This window comes from Arsenophonus endosymbiont of Apis mellifera (genome assembly GCF_903968575.1).
Classification (GTDB): Bacteria; Pseudomonadota; Gammaproteobacteria; order Enterobacterales; family Enterobacteriaceae; genus Arsenophonus; species Arsenophonus apicola.
On record NZ_CAJCFU010000079.1, the window covers coordinates 228,595 to 245,966 of the forward strand.

The 17,372-nt window shown below is 38.7% G+C and carries 17 protein-coding genes and 2 pseudogenes; 6 read left to right on the forward strand and 13 right to left on the reverse strand.

The window, feature by feature from the left end:
* Positions 1–21: 21 nt before the first annotated feature.
* Genes H1X92_RS14840 through flgB form a run of 3 tightly spaced genes read right to left on the reverse strand, consistent with a single transcriptional unit; the run spans position 22 to position 1,586 of the window.
* A complete protein-coding gene (locus tag H1X92_RS14840; RefSeq protein ID WP_180560868.1) occupies positions 22–744 on the reverse strand; it encodes a flagellar hook assembly protein FlgD in 723 nt (240 codons plus the stop codon).
* Between the two features lie 13 nt (positions 745–757).
* Positions 758–1,162 carry a flagellar basal body rod protein FlgC gene (flgC, locus tag H1X92_RS14845; RefSeq protein WP_180561004.1) on the reverse strand — a complete coding sequence of 135 codons (405 nt, stop codon included), beginning with the start codon at positions 1,160–1,162 and terminating at the stop codon, positions 758–760.
* Between the two features lie 16 nt (positions 1,163–1,178).
* On the reverse strand, positions 1,179–1,586 hold the full coding sequence (flgB, locus tag H1X92_RS14850) for a flagellar basal body rod protein FlgB (protein ID WP_180560869.1): 408 nt from the start codon (positions 1,584–1,586) through the stop codon (positions 1,179–1,181).
* 252 nt (positions 1,587–1,838) lie between these two features.
* On the opposite strand from flgB, the pseudogene flgA reads away from it, so the two are divergent.
* The 5 genes and pseudogenes from flgA (at position 1,839) to H1X92_RS16305 (ending at position 3,941) form a co-directional block, all read left to right on the forward strand.
* Positions 1,839–2,456: pseudogene (flgA, locus tag H1X92_RS14855) on the forward strand (flagellar basal body P-ring formation chaperone FlgA).
* A gap of 100 nt (positions 2,457–2,556) precedes the next feature.
* On the forward strand, positions 2,557–2,850 hold the full coding sequence (gene flgM / locus H1X92_RS14865; RefSeq protein WP_180560872.1) for a flagellar biosynthesis anti-sigma factor FlgM: 294 nt from the start codon (positions 2,557–2,559) through the stop codon (positions 2,848–2,850).
* Positions 2,851–2,854: 4 nt separating this feature from the next.
* Complete coding sequence (locus tag H1X92_RS14870; RefSeq protein ID WP_180560873.1) at positions 2,855–3,298, forward strand: flagella synthesis protein FlgN; 444 nt, start codon at positions 2,855–2,857, stop codon at positions 3,296–3,298.
* Between the two features lie 203 nt (positions 3,299–3,501).
* A complete protein-coding gene (locus H1X92_RS14875) occupies positions 3,502–3,705 on the forward strand; it encodes a type II toxin-antitoxin system RelE/ParE family toxin (protein ID WP_180560874.1) in 204 nt (67 codons plus the stop codon).
* Between the two features lie 173 nt (positions 3,706–3,878).
* The gene (locus tag H1X92_RS16305) at positions 3,879–3,941 is read left to right on the forward strand and encodes a hypothetical protein (RefSeq protein ID WP_370520709.1); all 63 of its coding nucleotides are present in this window, start codon (positions 3,879–3,881) and stop codon (positions 3,939–3,941) included.
* Positions 3,942–4,245: 304 nt separating this feature from the next.
* On the opposite strand, the gene flhA is transcribed toward H1X92_RS16305, so the two are convergent.
* Together flhA and flhB are read right to left on the reverse strand one after the other, a co-directional pair.
* Positions 4,246–6,333 (reverse strand): flagellar biosynthesis protein FlhA, encoded by a 2,088-nt coding sequence (flhA, locus tag H1X92_RS14885; RefSeq protein WP_180560875.1) that lies wholly within the window; start codon positions 6,331–6,333, stop codon positions 4,246–4,248.
* On the reverse strand, positions 6,326–7,477 hold the full coding sequence (gene flhB, locus H1X92_RS14890; protein WP_180560876.1) for a flagellar biosynthesis protein FlhB: 1,152 nt from the start codon (positions 7,475–7,477) through the stop codon (positions 6,326–6,328). The genes flhA and flhB overlap by 8 nt, the downstream gene beginning before the upstream one ends.
* A 388-nt stretch (positions 7,478–7,865) precedes the next feature.
* Between flhB and H1X92_RS14895 the strand changes: the two genes are divergently transcribed.
* Entirely contained in the window at positions 7,866–8,177 is a 312-nt protein-coding gene (locus H1X92_RS14895) for a DUF5339 domain-containing protein (RefSeq protein ID WP_180560877.1), read from the forward strand.
* A 133-nt stretch (positions 8,178–8,310) separates the two neighbouring features.
* Here the strand turns inward: H1X92_RS14895 and H1X92_RS14900 are convergent, their stop codons facing one another.
* The 8 genes and pseudogenes from H1X92_RS14900 to cheA all read right to left on the reverse strand — a co-directional run bounded on the left by H1X92_RS14900 (position 8,311) and on the right by cheA (position 17,371).
* Positions 8,311–8,967: a protein phosphatase CheZ gene (locus H1X92_RS14900; protein ID WP_180560878.1), complete on the reverse strand. Its 657-nt coding sequence runs from the start codon at positions 8,965–8,967 to the stop codon at positions 8,311–8,313.
* A gap of 14 nt (positions 8,968–8,981) precedes the next feature.
* Positions 8,982–9,368 carry a chemotaxis response regulator CheY gene (gene cheY, locus H1X92_RS14905; protein WP_026823460.1) on the reverse strand — a complete coding sequence of 129 codons (387 nt, stop codon included), beginning with the start codon at positions 9,366–9,368 and terminating at the stop codon, positions 8,982–8,984.
* 39 nt (positions 9,369–9,407) lie between these two features.
* On the reverse strand, positions 9,408–10,454 hold the full coding sequence (locus H1X92_RS14910; RefSeq protein WP_180560879.1) for a protein-glutamate methylesterase/protein-glutamine glutaminase: 1,047 nt from the start codon (positions 10,452–10,454) through the stop codon (positions 9,408–9,410).
* Positions 10,442–11,305 (reverse strand): CheR family methyltransferase, encoded by an 864-nt coding sequence (locus H1X92_RS14915; protein WP_180560880.1) that lies wholly within the window; start codon positions 11,303–11,305, stop codon positions 10,442–10,444. The genes H1X92_RS14910 and H1X92_RS14915 overlap by 13 nt, the downstream gene beginning before the upstream one ends.
* Entirely contained in the window at positions 11,302–12,909 is a 1,608-nt protein-coding gene (locus tag H1X92_RS14920; protein ID WP_180560881.1) for a methyl-accepting chemotaxis protein, read from the reverse strand. The genes H1X92_RS14915 and H1X92_RS14920 overlap by 4 nt, the downstream gene beginning before the upstream one ends.
* A 50-nt stretch (positions 12,910–12,959) precedes the next feature.
* Positions 12,960–14,636, reverse strand: a pseudogene (locus H1X92_RS16310) (methyl-accepting chemotaxis protein).
* 248 nt (positions 14,637–14,884) lie between these two features.
* A complete protein-coding gene (locus H1X92_RS14930; protein ID WP_180560882.1) occupies positions 14,885–15,379 on the reverse strand; it encodes a chemotaxis protein CheW in 495 nt (164 codons plus the stop codon).
* A 54-nt stretch (positions 15,380–15,433) separates the two neighbouring features.
* Positions 15,434–17,371 (reverse strand): chemotaxis protein CheA, encoded by a 1,938-nt coding sequence (gene cheA / locus H1X92_RS14935; protein ID WP_180560883.1) that lies wholly within the window; start codon positions 17,369–17,371, stop codon positions 15,434–15,436.
* Position 17,372 lies beyond the last annotated feature (1 nt).

Genomic DNA, 17,372 nt, shown 5'->3' on the forward strand with positions numbered 1-17,372 from the left:
ATTAATTTTTTATCTATTCAATTACAGAACCTGACGGATCTCTTCTAATGAAACACTGTTACCTAAACCAACATCCAGCAACACTCCCTGCTCACCATTGGTCACACCATTAACTAACGCGTAATTTAAGGATTTGACATTTACTTGACCCTGGGCAGAAGTAGCTGTGACAGTAAACTGATAACGACCAACCGGTAATGGGTTGCCATCATTATCTTGGCCATCCCAATTAGCGTGATAAACATCCGGTTTAAATCCTTGTTCATGCTCCATTGTTTTGACAATGCGACCCGTTTTATCACTAATTGTGACCGTGACCTTGTCTGCTGGACGGGTTAATTCAAAACCAAATGGGGTAAAAAAGGTTTCATTAGTGCCAGGCGTGCTTGGCTGGGAATTTTGCTTTTCATATAGGGTAATTTTATTACCCGCTATCATCACGCCCTGGCCAACTAATTTGGTTGCATTTAACGCCTGACTGGCATGCAGTTGGCAAGTTAAACCACTAACTGTCTCATTGAGTTTTTCCACGCCTTGCACGGTACTGATTTGGGCTAACTGGGTGGTCAGTTCATTGTTTTGCATCGGGTTAGTCGGATCTTGATTTTTCATCTGGGTCAGTAATAGCGTCAGAAAATTATTCTGAATATCATCACTGCTCTTTTTCTTGATATTTTGCTGTGAAGCCGGATCACCGACTCTGGAGTTGTCCAGTGATTCATTGATTGAACTTACAACGCCCATTTATCTTCCTTCTTTATTGGCCTAAGGTTAATGTTTTTTGCATTAGCGATTTAGTTGTATTCATCACTTCAATATTGGCCTGGTAACTACGCGAAGCGGAGATGGTATTAATCATCTCGGCAGTCACATCGACATTAGGTTTACGGATATAACCACGTTGATCTGCTAATGGATGAGCAGGCTGATACTCAAGACGAAAAGCCGACGGGTCGTCGACTACCTGAGCAACACTAACGCCACCAATACCATTAGCTGACAGCTCAGAAACAGAAATTACCACTTGTTTAGCACGGTAAGGTTCACCATCAGGACCAGTAACACTATCAGCGTTAGCCATATTGCTGGCGCTGACATTTAAACGTTGCGATTGGGCAGAAAGCGCAGAGCTGCTAATTTCAAAAATCGAAAATAGTGACATCATCTATTCCTTATATTTATTGCATAACCGCCATCATGCTTTTTATCTGTCCATTTAAAATTGACAGATCAGTTTGATATTTGACGCTGTTGTCAGCAAAATGACTACGTTCCATATCCATATCGACGGTATTCCCATCCATAGCTACTTGATGGGGAACCCGATAAAGCAGATCGGCAGTCAGTGAATTTGGAGGCTGCACCGCAATGTGTTTGACGGAGGTGACCGCCATTGTTAACTGCTTACCGGTGACTGAATTTGCCATAAGATTTTTTTCTAATTGGGCACTAAAATCGATATCACGTGCCTGGTAGCCCGGAGTATCAGCATGAGCAATATTGGCCGATAAAATAGCCTGGCGCTGATGCCTTAGTGACAGTGCCTGTTGCTGAAAACTCAGCGTTGCATCAAGTTTATCGAGCATAATTTTCCCCAGTTAACGATCTGTGAGCCAATTTTTGAGTCTATTTTTAGAGCAGTAGCTTATACGCAGAAAAAAAAGTCAAAGGCGGGAAAAAACGATTATTAATGGTTTATTTATGCCATTATGGCCGAAATAATGCTCTACACTGCTGTCTATGCAAATAATGGCTGACTAAATAATGGTTATTAAATAAAGATGAAGAGGAAATTTGTGGTTAATCGAATAATTGTGTCATTATTACTCTTTCTGGCTGTGATCACTAACGCATCGGCTAGCCTGCAAAGCACACTTCAGGACTATTTTAACCAACAGTTTCTAAAGCAAGATAAAGTGAATATTAAAATTCTTGCCCCTTCAGAACATTTATCTGTCTGTAACCAATTACAAATAAAACCTGCCCCTTCTCAACAGCATTGGGGAAAATTAACTCTAGCGGTGATTTGTGACGACAAAAAGCATTATCTTCGCTTAGCCGTTAGCGTTGAAGGGCAATATTGGGTAGCTAATCAGCCAATAAAACGTCATTCGGTCATTAATCAGCACAATCTAGTGGCTAAACGTGGTCTACTAGAAAAATTACCACGCGGTATTATTCGTGATATTCATGCCTACACAAATAGTGTTAGTTTACGTGATATTGCTGCCGGCCAACCGATTAGCCAAAATATGTTGCGCCGAGCTTGGGTTATTCAGGCCGGTAAAAATGTCACTGTTTACGCTTAAGGCCGCCATTTTCAAGTGAAATATGAAGGCAAAGCGATCAATAATGCCGCCGAAAATGAGTCTGTCCGGCTCAGAATGCCAACAGGACAAATTATCACCGCTATTGCACAAAAAGAGGGTTATGCGAAAATTACGCTAAAAAATTAAAGTTTTTGGCCGCTAAGCCGTTATATCACTCATAGAGCAAGATAGTGAACATGAATAATGGCTATCACACCTAACCCGATTAAATAACAGGATGTAACTCATGAGCATTGAAAAAACGACACCGCTTAGTGGTATAACAGCGCTTTCGCACCATGAAGAGCCACAGCCACAACAAAAAAAAGTAAAACAATCCGCCACTAGCGAGCAAAAAGATCCCATCTTTACCTTAAGTCTGAGTGGGGCAGCAGAAAAACTATTACAAGCAAACGACAAAGATATTCGGGTGCAAAAAGTTGAGCAGATACGGCAAAAAATTGAGCTCGGCGAATTAACCATGGATGCAGAAAAAATTGCGGATGTGCTGATCAAATTAAATACCAGCCAATGTGATTAAATTGATGACGCAAGAGACACTACAGGAGATCCTCATTGAGCAACTTTCCCAAGTGGAAACGCTTAATGAGTTACTGCATATTGAATATCAAATACTTAATGCTGGCAAAGTTGATTTACTTCGCTTAAATGAAGTAACAGAAAAAAAACAGTATTGGTTGACTGCATTGCATCATAGTGAACAAAAACGCATCACTAGTAGCCAACAATGCAGTTCTGCCCCACCCTATCAACAAGATACTGCGCTAGCAGCAATCTGGCAGAAAATTGAACCCCAAATTAAGCAGCTTCATCAGCGCAATAGTCAAAATGGGTTGATCCTCAAACAACATATGCAACTCAATCAGGAGCAATTGCGCTTCCTCAAAAAACGTCATAGTCCAGCACTGTATGGTGAACATGGTCAGACAGAAAATATTGTCGCCAGCGGTTACCAGGTCAAAATATGATCCTCAGGCATTGCAAACCAATGCCTTATTTACTATCTAATAAGCTTTTATTGAGCCATTGCGGTTTCATTAATACCTTACTAGTGGCAATGGATGTGGTAATTAGACACCTTCTTTTTCATTCCCTTATGGCTATATATTGCTTCTTTTATTGCCGTTTCTGATTGTTCTTTGCACTGTCGGTGAAGCTGCAAGGCCGCCTTTTGACGATTTGGCCGGCGGGTGATAGACAAAATATAGCCCGTGGAACTTGGTGTTATGGTGAAGCAAAAAATATTATTTATATTTTAAGTTTTTTCATCAAAAAAACGCAAAAGACAGATCCAAAAGATATACAAACAGCTATTAATAGAAAAAAAGATATGATTAGTTGGTATCAAAGAGGAGCGTTAGCAGGAAAAAAGTAATCACATTCCGTGAAAAGCTGGAAGCTAAGAAAAAAGAGGGGAATTCTGAGTTCATTCAGGTGTTTAATGAGAATAAACAAGCCCTTGAATTACATATTCAATTATAAGAGCAAATGAAAACATGGAGAGAGTAAGCTGGGTTAACAAGTGCAGAAATTGCGGCAAAAATCGGGATAACTCCGCCAACAATATCTAAACTTAAAAGAAATGCGGACCGGGCAAGTCTCAAAGAATAATAAAATATGTAAATGCCTGTGGGTTAAAATAAATAAGAATCAATGTAATATAATTTAATAGGCTCTAATTATCCCCGCAATTTGTTGCTGGGTTTTCTATCCCTCAATAATAAAATATTCATGAAATATCTATATTTTTGAGTATTATTTTTTTCATTAACTCCATAACTAGGCAATAAAACCCGTTATCTTTTGCCTTTATTTAATCGATTAATATTTTATGCAGGTATTATGCGAGAGAATTTTACCGCTGGCGATGAACGTCTTGGCCACATAAAAGTGATCAATACGTTCATCGTTAATGTTAACTGGTCGGTTGACCAATAAAAGAGGTTAAACGAATTTTTCGCTCATCGCTGATTTCAAGACTGGAAACTACAGCAAGCTGTGGTAAAGCGCGACGTAAAAAACGTGACATTAAAGGGCGTAAACTATGATTCACAATTAATACCAGTGGTGCACCAATTAAGCTTTGATTATTCAGCGCTTCAATCGCCTGTTGCTCAATATTACCGGCCAGACCCGGCTCTAATCCACCTCCCGATTGCAGCGCCTGGATCAAAACCCGTTCAAGGCTAATATCTAGACCAATAGCCTGGATCTCTTCTTTATCACCAAACCAGTGCTGGGTAATCGCTCTGGCTAAAGCAATGCGGACCAAACTGGTCAGTTCCGTTACCTCTTTTTGCTCAGCGGCATGCTCAGCTAACGTTTCGATGATAGTACGCATATCACGGATCGGCACCTGCTCGCTTAATAAATTTTGCAATACTTTATGAAACAGCGTTAAATTGATCACATCAGGCATCAGATCCTGGGTTAGTTTCGATAACTCTTTACTGATCCGTTCATAAAGCTGCTGTGCTTCCTGCCGACCAAAAAACTCATGGGCAAATCGGCTTAAAAGATGATTAAAATGGGTCGCAATCACAGTACTGGCTGCTACCACCGTATAACCTTGCACTTGAGCCTGTTCACGTAATGCTTCATCGATCAAAACGGCTGGTAAACCAAAAGCGGGTTCTTGGGTGGCATCACCGGTTAATTCTCCTATCGCACCACCTGGATTGATCGCTAACCAACGTCCTGGATAGGCTTCTCCTCGACCAATTTCTACCCCTTTCATTAAAATGCGGTAAGCTTCCGGCTTGAGCGCCATATTATCGCGAATATGTAGCACCGGCGGTAAGTAACCCATCTCTTTAGCAAACTTTTTGCGGATGCCCCCAATCCGATTGAGTAGTTCACCGTTCTGTCCCTGATCAACCATCGGTATCAAACGGTAACCAATCTCCATCCCTAATGGATCTTCAGGCTGAACATCATCCCAACTAACCTCTATCGCTTGATAACGCTGCTCAATGTTTTGTTTTTGTTCTACATCAATTACCGGCTTAGCTGAACGTTTCATCAATTTCCAACCAATAAAACCTAAGAGCAAAGTAAACAGTAGAAAAACAATATTTGGCATACCAGGGACTAGACCAAGTAAACCTAATACACCAGCAGTTAACATCAATACCCGTGGATTATCAAACAGTTGACCTAACATCTGCTCACCCACGTCTTCATCAGTCGCTACGCGGGTAACAATCACGCCAGCAGCAGTAGAAATAATCAATGCCGGAATTTGAGCAACTAAACCGTCACCAATGGTTAACAATGTGTAGATACTGGCTGATTCACCCAGGGTTAAGCCATGTTGCGCAACACCAACCACTAAACCACCAATGATATTGATTGCCATAATCATCAATCCAGCAATAGCATCGCCACGCACAAATTTACTGGCACCATCCATTGAACCATAGAAATCAGACTCTTGGGTTACTTCTTTACGTCGCGCTTTAGCTTCAGCTTCATCAATCAAGCCGGCATTCAGATCAGCATCGATCGCCATCTGCTTACCTGGCATGCCATCTAAAACAAAGCGGGTCCCCACTTCGGCTATACGACCAGCACCTTTGGTGATCACCATAAAGTTAATCAGGATCAGAATAATAAAGACCACTATACCAATAGCAAAATTACCACCCACCAAAAAGTGACCAAAGGATTCGACAACCTTGCCTGCCGCCGCCGCTCCAGTATGTCCTTCTAACAGTATAACTCTGGTTGAAGCCACATTAAGTGTTAGCCGTAATAGAGTTGAAAACAGCAAAATAGTCGGAAATGCTGCAAATTCAAGGGTGCGCTTGGTAAACATGGCCACTAATAAAACCATAATTGAGAGGGCAATATTAAAAGTGAACAACATATCTAGTAAAAAAGGCGGCAATGGCAAAACCATCATTGACAAAATTAATAGGATCAATATCGGTCCTGCTAAAATTTGCCATTGAGTATTTTTTAAGTCTTTAGGTAGACGCAATCGTGAGGCTAAGTTAGCCATGAGTATTAATATCTCCTGCAAAATCCAGTCCCTGAGGTACTAATACATTGGTTGGTTTCTTTGGTTTCAATCCGCCTTCTCGCTGCCAGCGTCTGAGCTGATATACCCAGGCCAACACCTCTGCCACCGCGGCATAAAGTGTTGCCGGGATATGACCCCCGACTTTGCTATGGCGATAGAGCGCTCTTGCCAGAGGGGGGGCCTCCAGCACTGGAATACGATTTTCCTCACCCAGTTGCTTAATATTTAATGCAATTAATCCAGCCCCTTTTGCCAATACTTTCGGTGCTTGCATTGCTTGATTGTCGTACTGTAACGCCACCGCATAATGGGTCGGGTTAGTAATAATAACATCGGCTTTTGGTACATCAGCCATCATTCTACGGCGAGAAATCTCTCGCTGTTGCTGACGAATACGCGCTTTTATATGCGGATCACCTTCTTGCTGTTTGAACTCATCCTTGATTTCTTGGCGTGTCATTCTGAGTTTTTTCAAATGGCTGCGCAGCTGATAAATAAGATCAAAACCCACTAATGGAATCAGCATAAAAATGGCAATATAAGCGGCAAATATTATTAATTGCGCTGCTTGACTTAGTGCCAGATGACGGGGTTCAGTGACTAAGTGAAAAAAGTGAGGAAGATTGACCCATAAAAAAAGAGTAATACCAATTGAAACTAACATCACTTTCAATAATGCTTTAAACAACTCAGCCAATGCATTAATTGAAAATAAGCGTTTTAATCCAGTGATTGGATTTAATTTTTTCCAGTCAAATTTAATCGCTTTAAAATTAATATGTATCTTACCAAAAAAACTGGGGGCAGCAAAGGCGATTAATACCAATCCGGCTATAATCGGCAATAATGCATTCAGGCCTATTTTAATTGACTCAAACACTATATTAGGCAATAGCTGACTGTTATATAAAATATATTTATCAAAATAAAAAGTCTGTGAAAAAAGTGCATGCAGCTTTTGATAACAATAAGGACCACAAATCCAAAATAGCGAAACACCGGTAATTAACATGAAAAAAGAACTTAATTCACGTGAACGAACAACCTGGCCCTCTTCCATTGCTTTTTCTTTTTTTCTGGCGGTAGGTTCTTCGGTTTTTTCTAAATCACTCTCTTCTGCCACTCCCTTTTACCTCGTTAATATTCTTTTGACAAAGGAAATGCGCTAAGCTTGCCATAATAAGATCAACTTAAAAGGGAGATAACAAAGAAAAAATAGTTATTATTTATGCTATTAAAAAATGCAAAAATCATAATAACTGAAAAAGTGTTAATATTTGTCTCTATTATAAAATGCTTGAATTATGGCTATTTATTTACTGCTATTAGTCGGGCGCAATAACGATAAACGATCTTGTTGTCTATTGGCCCTGGTTTTTTCTTTATTTGAAATTACGCTTTTTATGCCAATGTATAATCCATAGCTGAATAAAATCATTAATATTTCACATCTTAATAAAATGAATCTATACTTTTTAAACTACATAAATATTATTTGGTTAGGGATTATTATGAGAAAATTACTATTAATTTGTAGCATGGGTTTATTAGCATTTATTATCACTGCTTGTTCAGAAGAAGAGAAAAAAATTGACTATATCGGTGCAACTGATACCTGTAAAGCTTATTTCTCTGAAGTAGACTCTCTAGTTACTAAGGCCTCTGAAAACCCACAAACAAAAGCTCAACTTGATTCAATAAAAAATCAGCTTGAAGATGGCAAAAAACAGATCGTTGCCCTGCCTAAAGATCAGCAAGATAAAGCTTGCAAACAAGGCATTGATGCAATGAAGCAGATAAAACAGTCATTAAATATGAAGTAAATAATACGCGATCTACTTATAAGAGATACATGGCTTATTTTATTTTGAATAATCTTGTATCTCTTTTTTTCCATCTATTGCATATTATTAATCAATTACAGTGAATGGCGCTGACTAGTTATATTTATCTCATTTATAATCCCAGGCTGGTCAGTAATTCATCTACTTGGGTTTGCTGACAATAATTTTCTTTGCGGTCAGTCATAAGTTGTGGTCCATTAAGTAATTCATTCGACCGATTTATCGACGATAAGGAATTAGCAATATCTGGCGTCATATTTTCTAATAAAACTGACACAAGTTGCTGTTCAATTTCCTGTATTATTAAAGAGAGTTTTTTAATCACTTGGCCGGTTAAATCTTGAAAATCTTGGGCCATCATAATAGCCAATAATTGCGTATTAATTTGACTATTAACTTGCGGTGACTGAGACAGATACTGTCGCGTATCCGCCACCAACGATTTAGTTTCCGTTAATTCAATGGATAATTGCGCCCATTGATCCCAGCGTTGTGTCAACTGTTCTGCTTGTTGAATTAACCACTCCTGTTTTGGTTTGATTTGATCGAGACTATTAAGGGTTTTTTCTGCCGCTTGAAAAGTCATCTGGGCGATATAATCAAGACGCTGTTGGGTATCCGGTATCACTTCTACCGCTCTGGATATATTTTTGTCTAAACCTAACTCACGTAATCCTTCATGAATAATGCGGGTCAACCGCCCAAGACGGTTAATGATTTCTAATTTATCGCTATGAGATTCTGGTTTTTCATCTTGCCTGTTAACCATATTACCTCCTTGTTTTATGCCATTTTTTGAATAATCTGTTCAATTTTCTGCTCAAGAATAGCAGCGGTAAAAGGTTTCACCACATAACCACTGGCACCGGCTTTTGATGCAGCAATGATGTTTTCCTTTTTGGCTTCCGCAGTCACCATTAAAACCGGCAGCTTTGCCCACTTTTCCTGTTGGCGGATCGTTTCAAGCAATAATAAACCATCCATATTGGGCATATTCCAGTCTGTAATAATAAAATCAAAATTATGTTTATTCATTTTAGCCAAAGCATCTTCACCATCTTCAGCCTCTTCTACATTATGAAACCCTGATTCTTTCAACAAATTACGTAATATTCTTCTCATCGTTGAGAAATCATCTACGATCAGAAACATTAATTCTTTATTTGTCATGGTTTAAATAGCCCTATCTCACTTTCTATTCGTTGCACATTACACTGCATAACGTTGCTCTAATTTATCAAGTAACAATCGACCAAGATCATTAATATCACCAACTTCATCTACCGCATTTAACTGCAATGCGACTTTTGGCATACCATAAACAACACAGCTTTTTTCATTCTGTGCAAAGGTATAAGCGCCCGCTTGCCGCATGGCTAATAATCCCATAGCTCCATCATTTCCCATTCCAGTAAGAATCATGCCAATTGCCCGCTTTCCTGCGGTTTGAGCAACGGAAAAAAATAAATTATCAACCGAAGGCCGGTGATGGTTAACCATATCTTGTTGATGCAATACTATTTGGTAATATCGGCCGGTTTTGGTTAAAGCTAAATGAAAATTACCTGGCGCAATATAAACATGTCCAGCTAATAACTTTTCTCCCTGTTCTGCTTCTTTAACTTGCAGAAAACAGCAACGATTCAAACGCTCAGCAAAAGAGCGGGTGAAACCTGCTGGCATATGTTGCGCAACGACAATTGCTGGTATATTTTGCGGTAAACCTTGTAATAAATGTCGAATGGCCTCAGTACCACCAGTTGAGGCACCAATTGCAATAACATCATTGGTAATTTGCGGTAAGGGCAGATTAAGCTTTGGATATTTCGCTACTTGATAGCGCCTTTTTATAATATTTGCTTTTGCTGCCACTCTTATTTTGTCACTTAATAAATTGGCATAAGCCGATACACCTTGTTTGAAATTCAAGGTTTGTTTGGTGACAAAATCTACCGCGCCTAACTCCAAAGCACGTAATGTTGCCTGTGAGCCATTAGTGGTTAAGGTTGAAACCATAATCACCGGCATCGGACGTAAGCGCATGATTTTTTCTAAAAAAGAGAGTCCATCCATGCGTGGCATCTCAATATCCAGTGTCAATACGTGTGGATGTCGCTGTTTTATCATCTCCCGTGCAATATAGGGATCAGCCGCACAGCCAACCACTTCCATGTCCGGCTGCTGATCCAGGATTTCCCGCATAATTTTGCGCATTAAAGCTGAATCATCAACACAAAGTACCTTTATTTTTTCCATCGCTGTATCTTCTGATTTTTCAATTGATAAATACTGCGCTCAACTAATTGATAATGGCTATTTGGTTGGCAAATATTTTCTGAGTGACCGATCACCAATAGACCATCTTTTTTTAATAGCGGTAAAAAACGATCTAATAACTCTTGTTGCATTTTGTTTTCAAAATAGATCATCACATTACGACAAAAAATGACATCAAACTGCCCCTCTATTGGCCAATATTTGTCCTTAAGATTAATCTGCCGAAACTGAATTTGTTTACGTAAACCCTCATGGATACCTATATAGCCTTGATTATCGCCTTGACCTTTTAATAAAAAGGGTTTTCTTAACTGTGGCGGGATGGCCGTTATCACTTCCTCAGCATAAATACCCTGCTGGGCAATCTGCAAAACCTGGCTATTAATATCACTCGCCACAATTTCTTTACGAAAAACATGATCACCTTTAATATTATTTAATACCATTGCAACGGAATAGGCTTCTTCTCCGGTAGAGACGGCCGTACACCACACTCGATAAACATCCTGTCTATTAGCTTTAGCATGTTGCGCTACCACATCAAAATGGTGTGCTTCTCGAAAAAATGCGGTCAAATTGGTGGTTAATGCATTGATAAAGTATTGCCATTCAGTGCCTTGCTTATGTTGCATCAGTAAAGCGACATATTGTTCAAAACAGGTTAATTGCAAGATTTTCAATCTCTTAAGCAATCTATTGTAAACCATCATTTTTTTCTGCTTTAGCAAAACAATGCCGGTTTTTTGGTAAATAAGGTCACAAATCTGTTTAAACGCTTGATCACTTAATTGCCATTGCTGCTGATGACAATCGCCAGGCATCAATTTCATTTATTATCTGCCTGTAATAAGTTCATTTTCACCGTTAAATAATTAAAACAACGTGATGGCAACTTAAATTTCGATACGATATTTATCAGAGTTTCAGTTTGCATTTCTAAGGTCTCGACAACATGACATGATTGCTCTACCAAGGTGGCATTTTGTTGGGTCATCTGTTCCATTTGTTCTATGCTGATCGCAACCTGCTGGATCCCCTGATTTTGCTCTTTGGTCGCTGCTGCAATTTCTTGCATAAGCTTAGTAACCTGTTTAACAGAAACGACTAGTTCGTTGATGGTACGACCCGCATGATTAACCAATTCAGCTCCCATAGAGACACATTCGACATATTCATCTATCAGGCTTTTTATCTCTTTCGCCGCTTCTGCACTGCGTTGCGCTAATTCTCTGACTTCAGTAGCAACAACAGAAAAACCTCGCCCTTGTTCACCCGCTCTGGCAGCCTCTACCGCTGCATTTAACGCTAATATATTTGTTTGAAAAGCAATTCCATCGATCACGCTAATAATTGCAGCAATTTTTTGCGAACTTTGGGTAATACTGGTCATCGTATCGACCACTTTACCCGTCAATTGTCCACTTTTAGTGGCTGTTCTTTCAGCAGAAATTGCCAGTTCATTGGCTTGTTGCGCATGATGGGCATTTTGTTGAACAATGACGGTAAACTGCTCTATGCCAGCAGCAGTCTGTTCTAAGTTAATACTTTGCTGTTGAGTATGTTTCGCCAGGGCTATATTACCCGTTTTCACCGCTTGCATACCTGTTTGCATTTCACGGGTATTGAACCTTACTGCCGCTACTGAGGTAATAATTGCTTCTCGCATTTCAGCAAACTTGGTAAAAATTTTACCCAATTCATCTTGCTCACTTTCCATTAGCGGCTTATCTAAATAACCATTAGCAATATCAGTAAAACAATTTTTCATCATGGTAAAACGGGCTATTAATTTTTTTTGCAAATTAAAATGAGTCAATAGACAAGCGATAAAAACCGTAATCAGGGTTATAACAGCCATAATTAAGGCAGATTGACTTGAATCTCGACTATATTTTGCCGCCTCACCAACTTCATTATTGATATGCTTAATATAAGTAAAATAACTATTTTCAAACCTTAATAGATGCCCTTCACTCGGTACTTGTAAAGCCTGTTTAATCTCTCGTTTATCTAGTAATTTCTTTATCATATGAAGTGCATGGTTCAGAGCCTGATAATCGCGTTCAATATCAGCGGTAATTTTTCCGCTTGTTTCTTGATAATATTGCTGAGACAACTGACTAAACTGGTGAAAATATTTTTCTGTCTCGGCTAATTGGTTATCAATTCGGCTACTTAATATCGCCAATTTATCGGCTGGATAATCTGTTTGCATCCGCAACGTCAGTCGATTCAGGGTACTGCGAGCTTTAAGTAAATGATTCCAACTTAAGGTCAAAGCCTCTAATTTATCTATCTTGCTATCTACATGTTCAAAGTGAGATTGCTGCTGATGAAAGATATTGACCGCAGTCCCCCCTGTCACACATTGCATAGTACAAAAAAAAAGCAGTAATAAGTGAAGACGAGTCGATACCCTGAGTGTTAATTTCATCCTTGTAGCCTTAATCCTTAATTCACTTTTCTTTAGCGGAAAACCAGCGTTTAAAATGCTGTCCAATTATCATCATTGGTTACTTTTTTCTTATCATCAATCGCTTCTGCCTCCGGTGCGCCCTTAGCTAGATTTTCGCTTGATTGTTTATTGGGTTCATCGGTATCCTCTATGGGTAATTTAAATACCGAAACCAGATCGGTTAAGATTTTAGTTTGGATCTCTAATTCCGCCGTCGCCGCCCCTGACTGTTCAACCAATGAAGCATTATGTTGTAGTACATGATCCATTTCGTTGATAGCAATACTGACCTGATTAATACCTTTACTCTGCTCATCGGAGGCGGATGCAATTTCACCCATGATTTCTGTCACACTAACTATGGACTCAACAATTTTGCCCATTGTTTCGCCCGCTTCTTCCGCCAGTTTTGCACCGCTTAGCGTGCGACTAACTGAATTTTCAATTAAACCTTTAATTTCTTTCGCTGCATTAGCACTACGTTGGGCAAGGTTACGAACCTCCTCGGCTACCACCGCAAAACCACGGCCATGTTCGCCAGCACGCGCGGCTTCTACCGCCGCATTCAGGGCTAATATATTGGTTTGAAAAGCAATACCATCAATTACACTGGTAATATCAGCGATTTTTTGCGCGCTCTCAGAAATACTTTTCATAGTGTCAACAACATTAGCAACAACTTGCCCCCCTTCCCAGGCAATTTCTGAAGCTGAATCAGCCAATTTATTTGCCTCAATAGCATGTTCAGCATTCTGCTTAACGGTAATTGTTAACTCTTCCATACTGGCGGCTGTCTCTTCTAAAGCGGCAACCTGCTGCTCTGAACGAGTGGAAAGATCACTATTACCTGTCGCAATTTCACTGGTGCGCGCATAAATTTTGTCGGCAGAGCCTGAAACACTTTTTACCATTTGGATCAATTCATATTGCATATGTTTTAATCCGGCCGCTAATCTGCCCATTTCGTTGTTGCCATTAATGGCAATATGTGATGAGAGATCACCTGCCGAAAAAGCTTTAATGTTCATGAGTAAGGAATTTAACGGATTAATCAATAAACGATGGATCCCAAACCAACAAAGGATCAGCAATAAGATTAACGCTGACAGGACAACGAATAAAGTATAAACAGAATAACGATATGATACTTCTGAGTGACCAATAATTTCATCATATACCACTAAACTTTCGTTAAGATAGTGATCAAGTGCTTGCGAAAATTCTTGTTGATAAATTGATGTGGGTTGATCAGAAAAATCTTTTATTTGATCATTCTCTAATAAAAAAATCAGTGAATGTAACGACTCCATATAGCGGGTATAATTTTTTGATAAATCAGCGAGGATTTTCGGATCATGTATGGATAATTTAGCGGTGCGTTGATATTTATCGAATTACTCTCTTGCTTTGATTAAATTCAAACGAGCAGCTTCAATAATTTGTCCAACGGGTTCATTTATCGGCACTTTTTTCTTGGTCAATAAATAACTAACACCGGCTCGGTTCAGTTGGATCCTAGCCTTTAGTAAATGAACCCAGCCTTCATTGAGTAATATTCGCTGGTTACGCATTTGGGCTAATAAGGCTATTTCGTCTTTTTGATCTTTTAAATCAAAGAAAAAAAATGCCCCGGATGCCAGTTGTAATATGCCAAACAGAAGTAATGTAATGATTAAACCTGTTATAATTTTCATTCTATTTAGCATATAAAAATTTCCATTTCATTAAGATAGATAAAATATCGTCCCTCTGAATAGAAACTTTATAGCAATAATTGATAGTTTTTTATTATTGTTTATTAAAACGGTTAATTACTTTTTTTACTGATATCGCTACAACAACGCTAATTTGCTAAATATATTTTATTTTTATAGCTCGTTGACAAGTTAATTATTATAGGTTGAATAAATATACTGCTCTATTTGCGAATAGATTAATTAACACGATAATTTATTTAATCATCGATATCATGAATCAATGCCATCTCTTGGCTATTAAGTAATTTTTCAATATTCACCAAAATCAACATCCGCTCTTCTAACATCCCTAATCCCATAAGATATTCAGCCGATAAAATTGACGACATTTCTGGTGGTGGACAAATTTGTTCTGGCATTAACGTTAATACATCTGAAACCGCATCAACAACAATTCCAATAATTCTTTGTGATAACATGACAATAATAACAACTGTACTATTATCATATATTACATCAGACTGGGAAAACTTAATTCTTAAATCAATTATCGGTATAATAACGCCACGCAAATGGGTGATCCCTTTAATAAAATCAGGCATATTTGCAATGCGTGTAACATGATGGTAACCACAAATTTCCTGTACTTTTAGAATATCAATCCCATATTCCTCTTCACCTAAAGTGAAAATTAAATAACCTGTTCCTTGTCGTTCGGTTTTAATATGGCTAAAACCCTGTTGTTTTATCATCGCGAAACTCCTTGTTGCCAATTATATTAATAATTTTGCCATTTAATAATCTATCTAATGCTGCCTTTTTATGTAGGCCAATTGATAAAGTTCTTTAATATCAATAATTAATGCTACACTACCATCGCCCATAATTGTGGCAGATGTGATCCCTTTAATCGGTTTAAAATTTGTTTCTATATTTTTTACCACTACCTGTTGTTGACCTAATAAACTATCAACAAATAAAGCGTATTTCTTACCTGCATATTGAACTATGACGACAATGCCTTCATTTATTGCTTTTTTCCCTTGCGGAATATCCAGCACTTGATAGAGTTCAATCAGTGGAATATATTCATCCCAAACTAACAGTAATTTTTCATCGTTACCTAACATAAAAATTTGTTCTGCTTTGGGTTGTAAAACACTGACTACCGAGTTAAGCGGTAAAATAAAAATTTCATCACTAACCTGGACAGACATGGCCTCTAAAATAGCCAAGGTTAACGGTAAAAAAATACGGGTGGTGGTTCCTTTTCCTGCCTGAAAAGTTAACGTAATTTGGCCACCCATTTCGTGAATATTCTGTTTTACAATATCCATGCCAACGCCACGGCCCGAAACGTCGGTCACGCTTTCCGCTGTACTAAATCCTGGAGCAAAAATCAGCATGGCAATATCTTGATCACTCATTTGATCGGATATTTCTAAACCAATATTTTTGGCTTTTTGTAAAATTTTTTCTCTATTTAAACCATTGCCATCATCGCTAACGGTAATGCAAATATTACCGCCTTGGTGCTCAGCAGAAATCATTAATTGCCCTTCTTCCGCTTTGCCCCTTTGCCGTCTAACTTCGGGTAATTCAATGCCATGATCAAGGCTATTACGTACCAAATGGGTAAGTGGATCAACAATCTTCTCAATTAACCCTTTGTCTAATTCAGTGGTTTGACCTTTAAGAGTTAATGAAACTTTTTTATTAAGTTTTATTGCTAAATCGTGGACCAAACGCGGAAAACGGTTAAATACATAATCCATGGGCATCATACGAATTGACATCACTGACAGCTGTAAATCACGCGAATTCCTAGCTAATTGATTAAGACAATCATGTAATGGATTATGACGATCATCCAATTGTTGGCTATGTTGCATCAACATAGATTGGGTAATAATCAATTCGCCAACTAAATTAATAAGTTGATCAACTTTTTCCACCGCAACCCGTATGGTTGATGCTTCTGCAGGGGTAAAAGAACGATTTGACTCTATAGCAGCGATAGTTTTTGCTGCTGTTTTATCTGTTGTGGTTAGTAGCTTATCTTCATCAATTAGATCACTACGCTGGCTTGACTGTTTTGCCATTGGATTTGCTATTGCAAAATGGATCTGTTGCTCATCGAGTAAAAAACAGAGTACAGCAGTAATATCCTGTTGAGACTCAGCGGTTTTGAGTAAAACGGTTAATGTTGTCTGCTCAATTTGATGTTCAATTACCTTACCTAAAATATTTAATTCGTCGAGGAGTAATGTCACTTCATGTGGCTTAAGATCAACTAATTTGATAGTAAAATAAGTTTCCCCGGCCGTTTTAGCCGCGGCCACTTTTACTACCGGTCTATCACTGGTCGGTATCACCGAATAAAACAGTGCTTCAACTTGACTAGATAAATATTCATCGGGCAATTGGTCATGGCGATAAGCATTAAGCTGCGCTAATAAAATATCTTTAGCATTTAATAATGCCTGCAGAATATCGGCCGTTAACAATATCGTTTGGCTTCGGAGACCATCTAACACATTTTCCAAAATGTGAGTGGTTTTTTGTAATTGGCTAAAGCCAAATGTCGCAGCACCACCTTTTACAGAATGCGCACAACGAAAAACAGCATTAAGTGCCTCACTATCAGGAGTATCAATATTAAGATGGAGCAATTTTTGCTCCATCTCATTTAATAGTTCTTCTGTCTCATCGAAAAATACTTGATAAAACGCACCTAGCTCCATG

Excerpts from the sequence above, each read along its gene's own strand:
- H1X92_RS14840 (WP_180560868.1), bottom strand. The coding sequence starts at position 744 with ATGGGCGTTGTAAGTTCAATCAATGAATCACTGGACAACTCCAGAGTC.
- flgC (WP_180561004.1), bottom strand. The coding sequence starts at position 1,162 with ATGTCACTATTTTCGATTTTTGAAATTAGCAGCTCTGCGCTTTCTGCC.
- flgB (WP_180560869.1), bottom strand. The coding sequence starts at position 1,586 with ATGCTCGATAAACTTGATGCAACGCTGAGTTTTCAGCAACAGGCACTG.
- flgM (WP_180560872.1), top strand. The coding sequence starts at position 2,557 with ATGAGCATTGAAAAAACGACACCGCTTAGTGGTATAACAGCGCTTTCG.
- H1X92_RS14870 (WP_180560873.1), top strand. The coding sequence starts at position 2,855 with ATGACGCAAGAGACACTACAGGAGATCCTCATTGAGCAACTTTCCCAA.
- flhA (WP_180560875.1), bottom strand. The coding sequence starts at position 6,333 with ATGGCTAACTTAGCCTCACGATTGCGTCTACCTAAAGACTTAAAAAAT.
- H1X92_RS14895 (WP_180560877.1), top strand. The coding sequence starts at position 7,866 with ATGAGAAAATTACTATTAATTTGTAGCATGGGTTTATTAGCATTTATT.
- H1X92_RS14900 (WP_180560878.1), bottom strand. The coding sequence starts at position 8,967 with ATGGTTAACAGGCAAGATGAAAAACCAGAATCTCATAGCGATAAATTA.
- cheY (WP_026823460.1), bottom strand. The coding sequence starts at position 9,368 with ATGACAAATAAAGAATTAATGTTTCTGATCGTAGATGATTTCTCAACG.
- H1X92_RS14910 (WP_180560879.1), bottom strand. The coding sequence starts at position 10,454 with ATGGAAAAAATAAAGGTACTTTGTGTTGATGATTCAGCTTTAATGCGC.
- H1X92_RS14915 (WP_180560880.1), bottom strand. The coding sequence starts at position 11,305 with ATGAAATTGATGCCTGGCGATTGTCATCAGCAGCAATGGCAATTAAGT.
- H1X92_RS14920 (WP_180560881.1), bottom strand. The coding sequence starts at position 12,909 with ATGAAATTAACACTCAGGGTATCGACTCGTCTTCACTTATTACTGCTT.
- H1X92_RS14930 (WP_180560882.1), bottom strand. The coding sequence starts at position 15,379 with ATGATAAAACAACAGGGTTTTAGCCATATTAAAACCGAACGACAAGGA.
- cheA (WP_180560883.1), bottom strand. The coding sequence starts at position 17,371 with ATGGAGCTAGGTGCGTTTTATCAAGTATTTTTCGATGAGACAGAAGAA.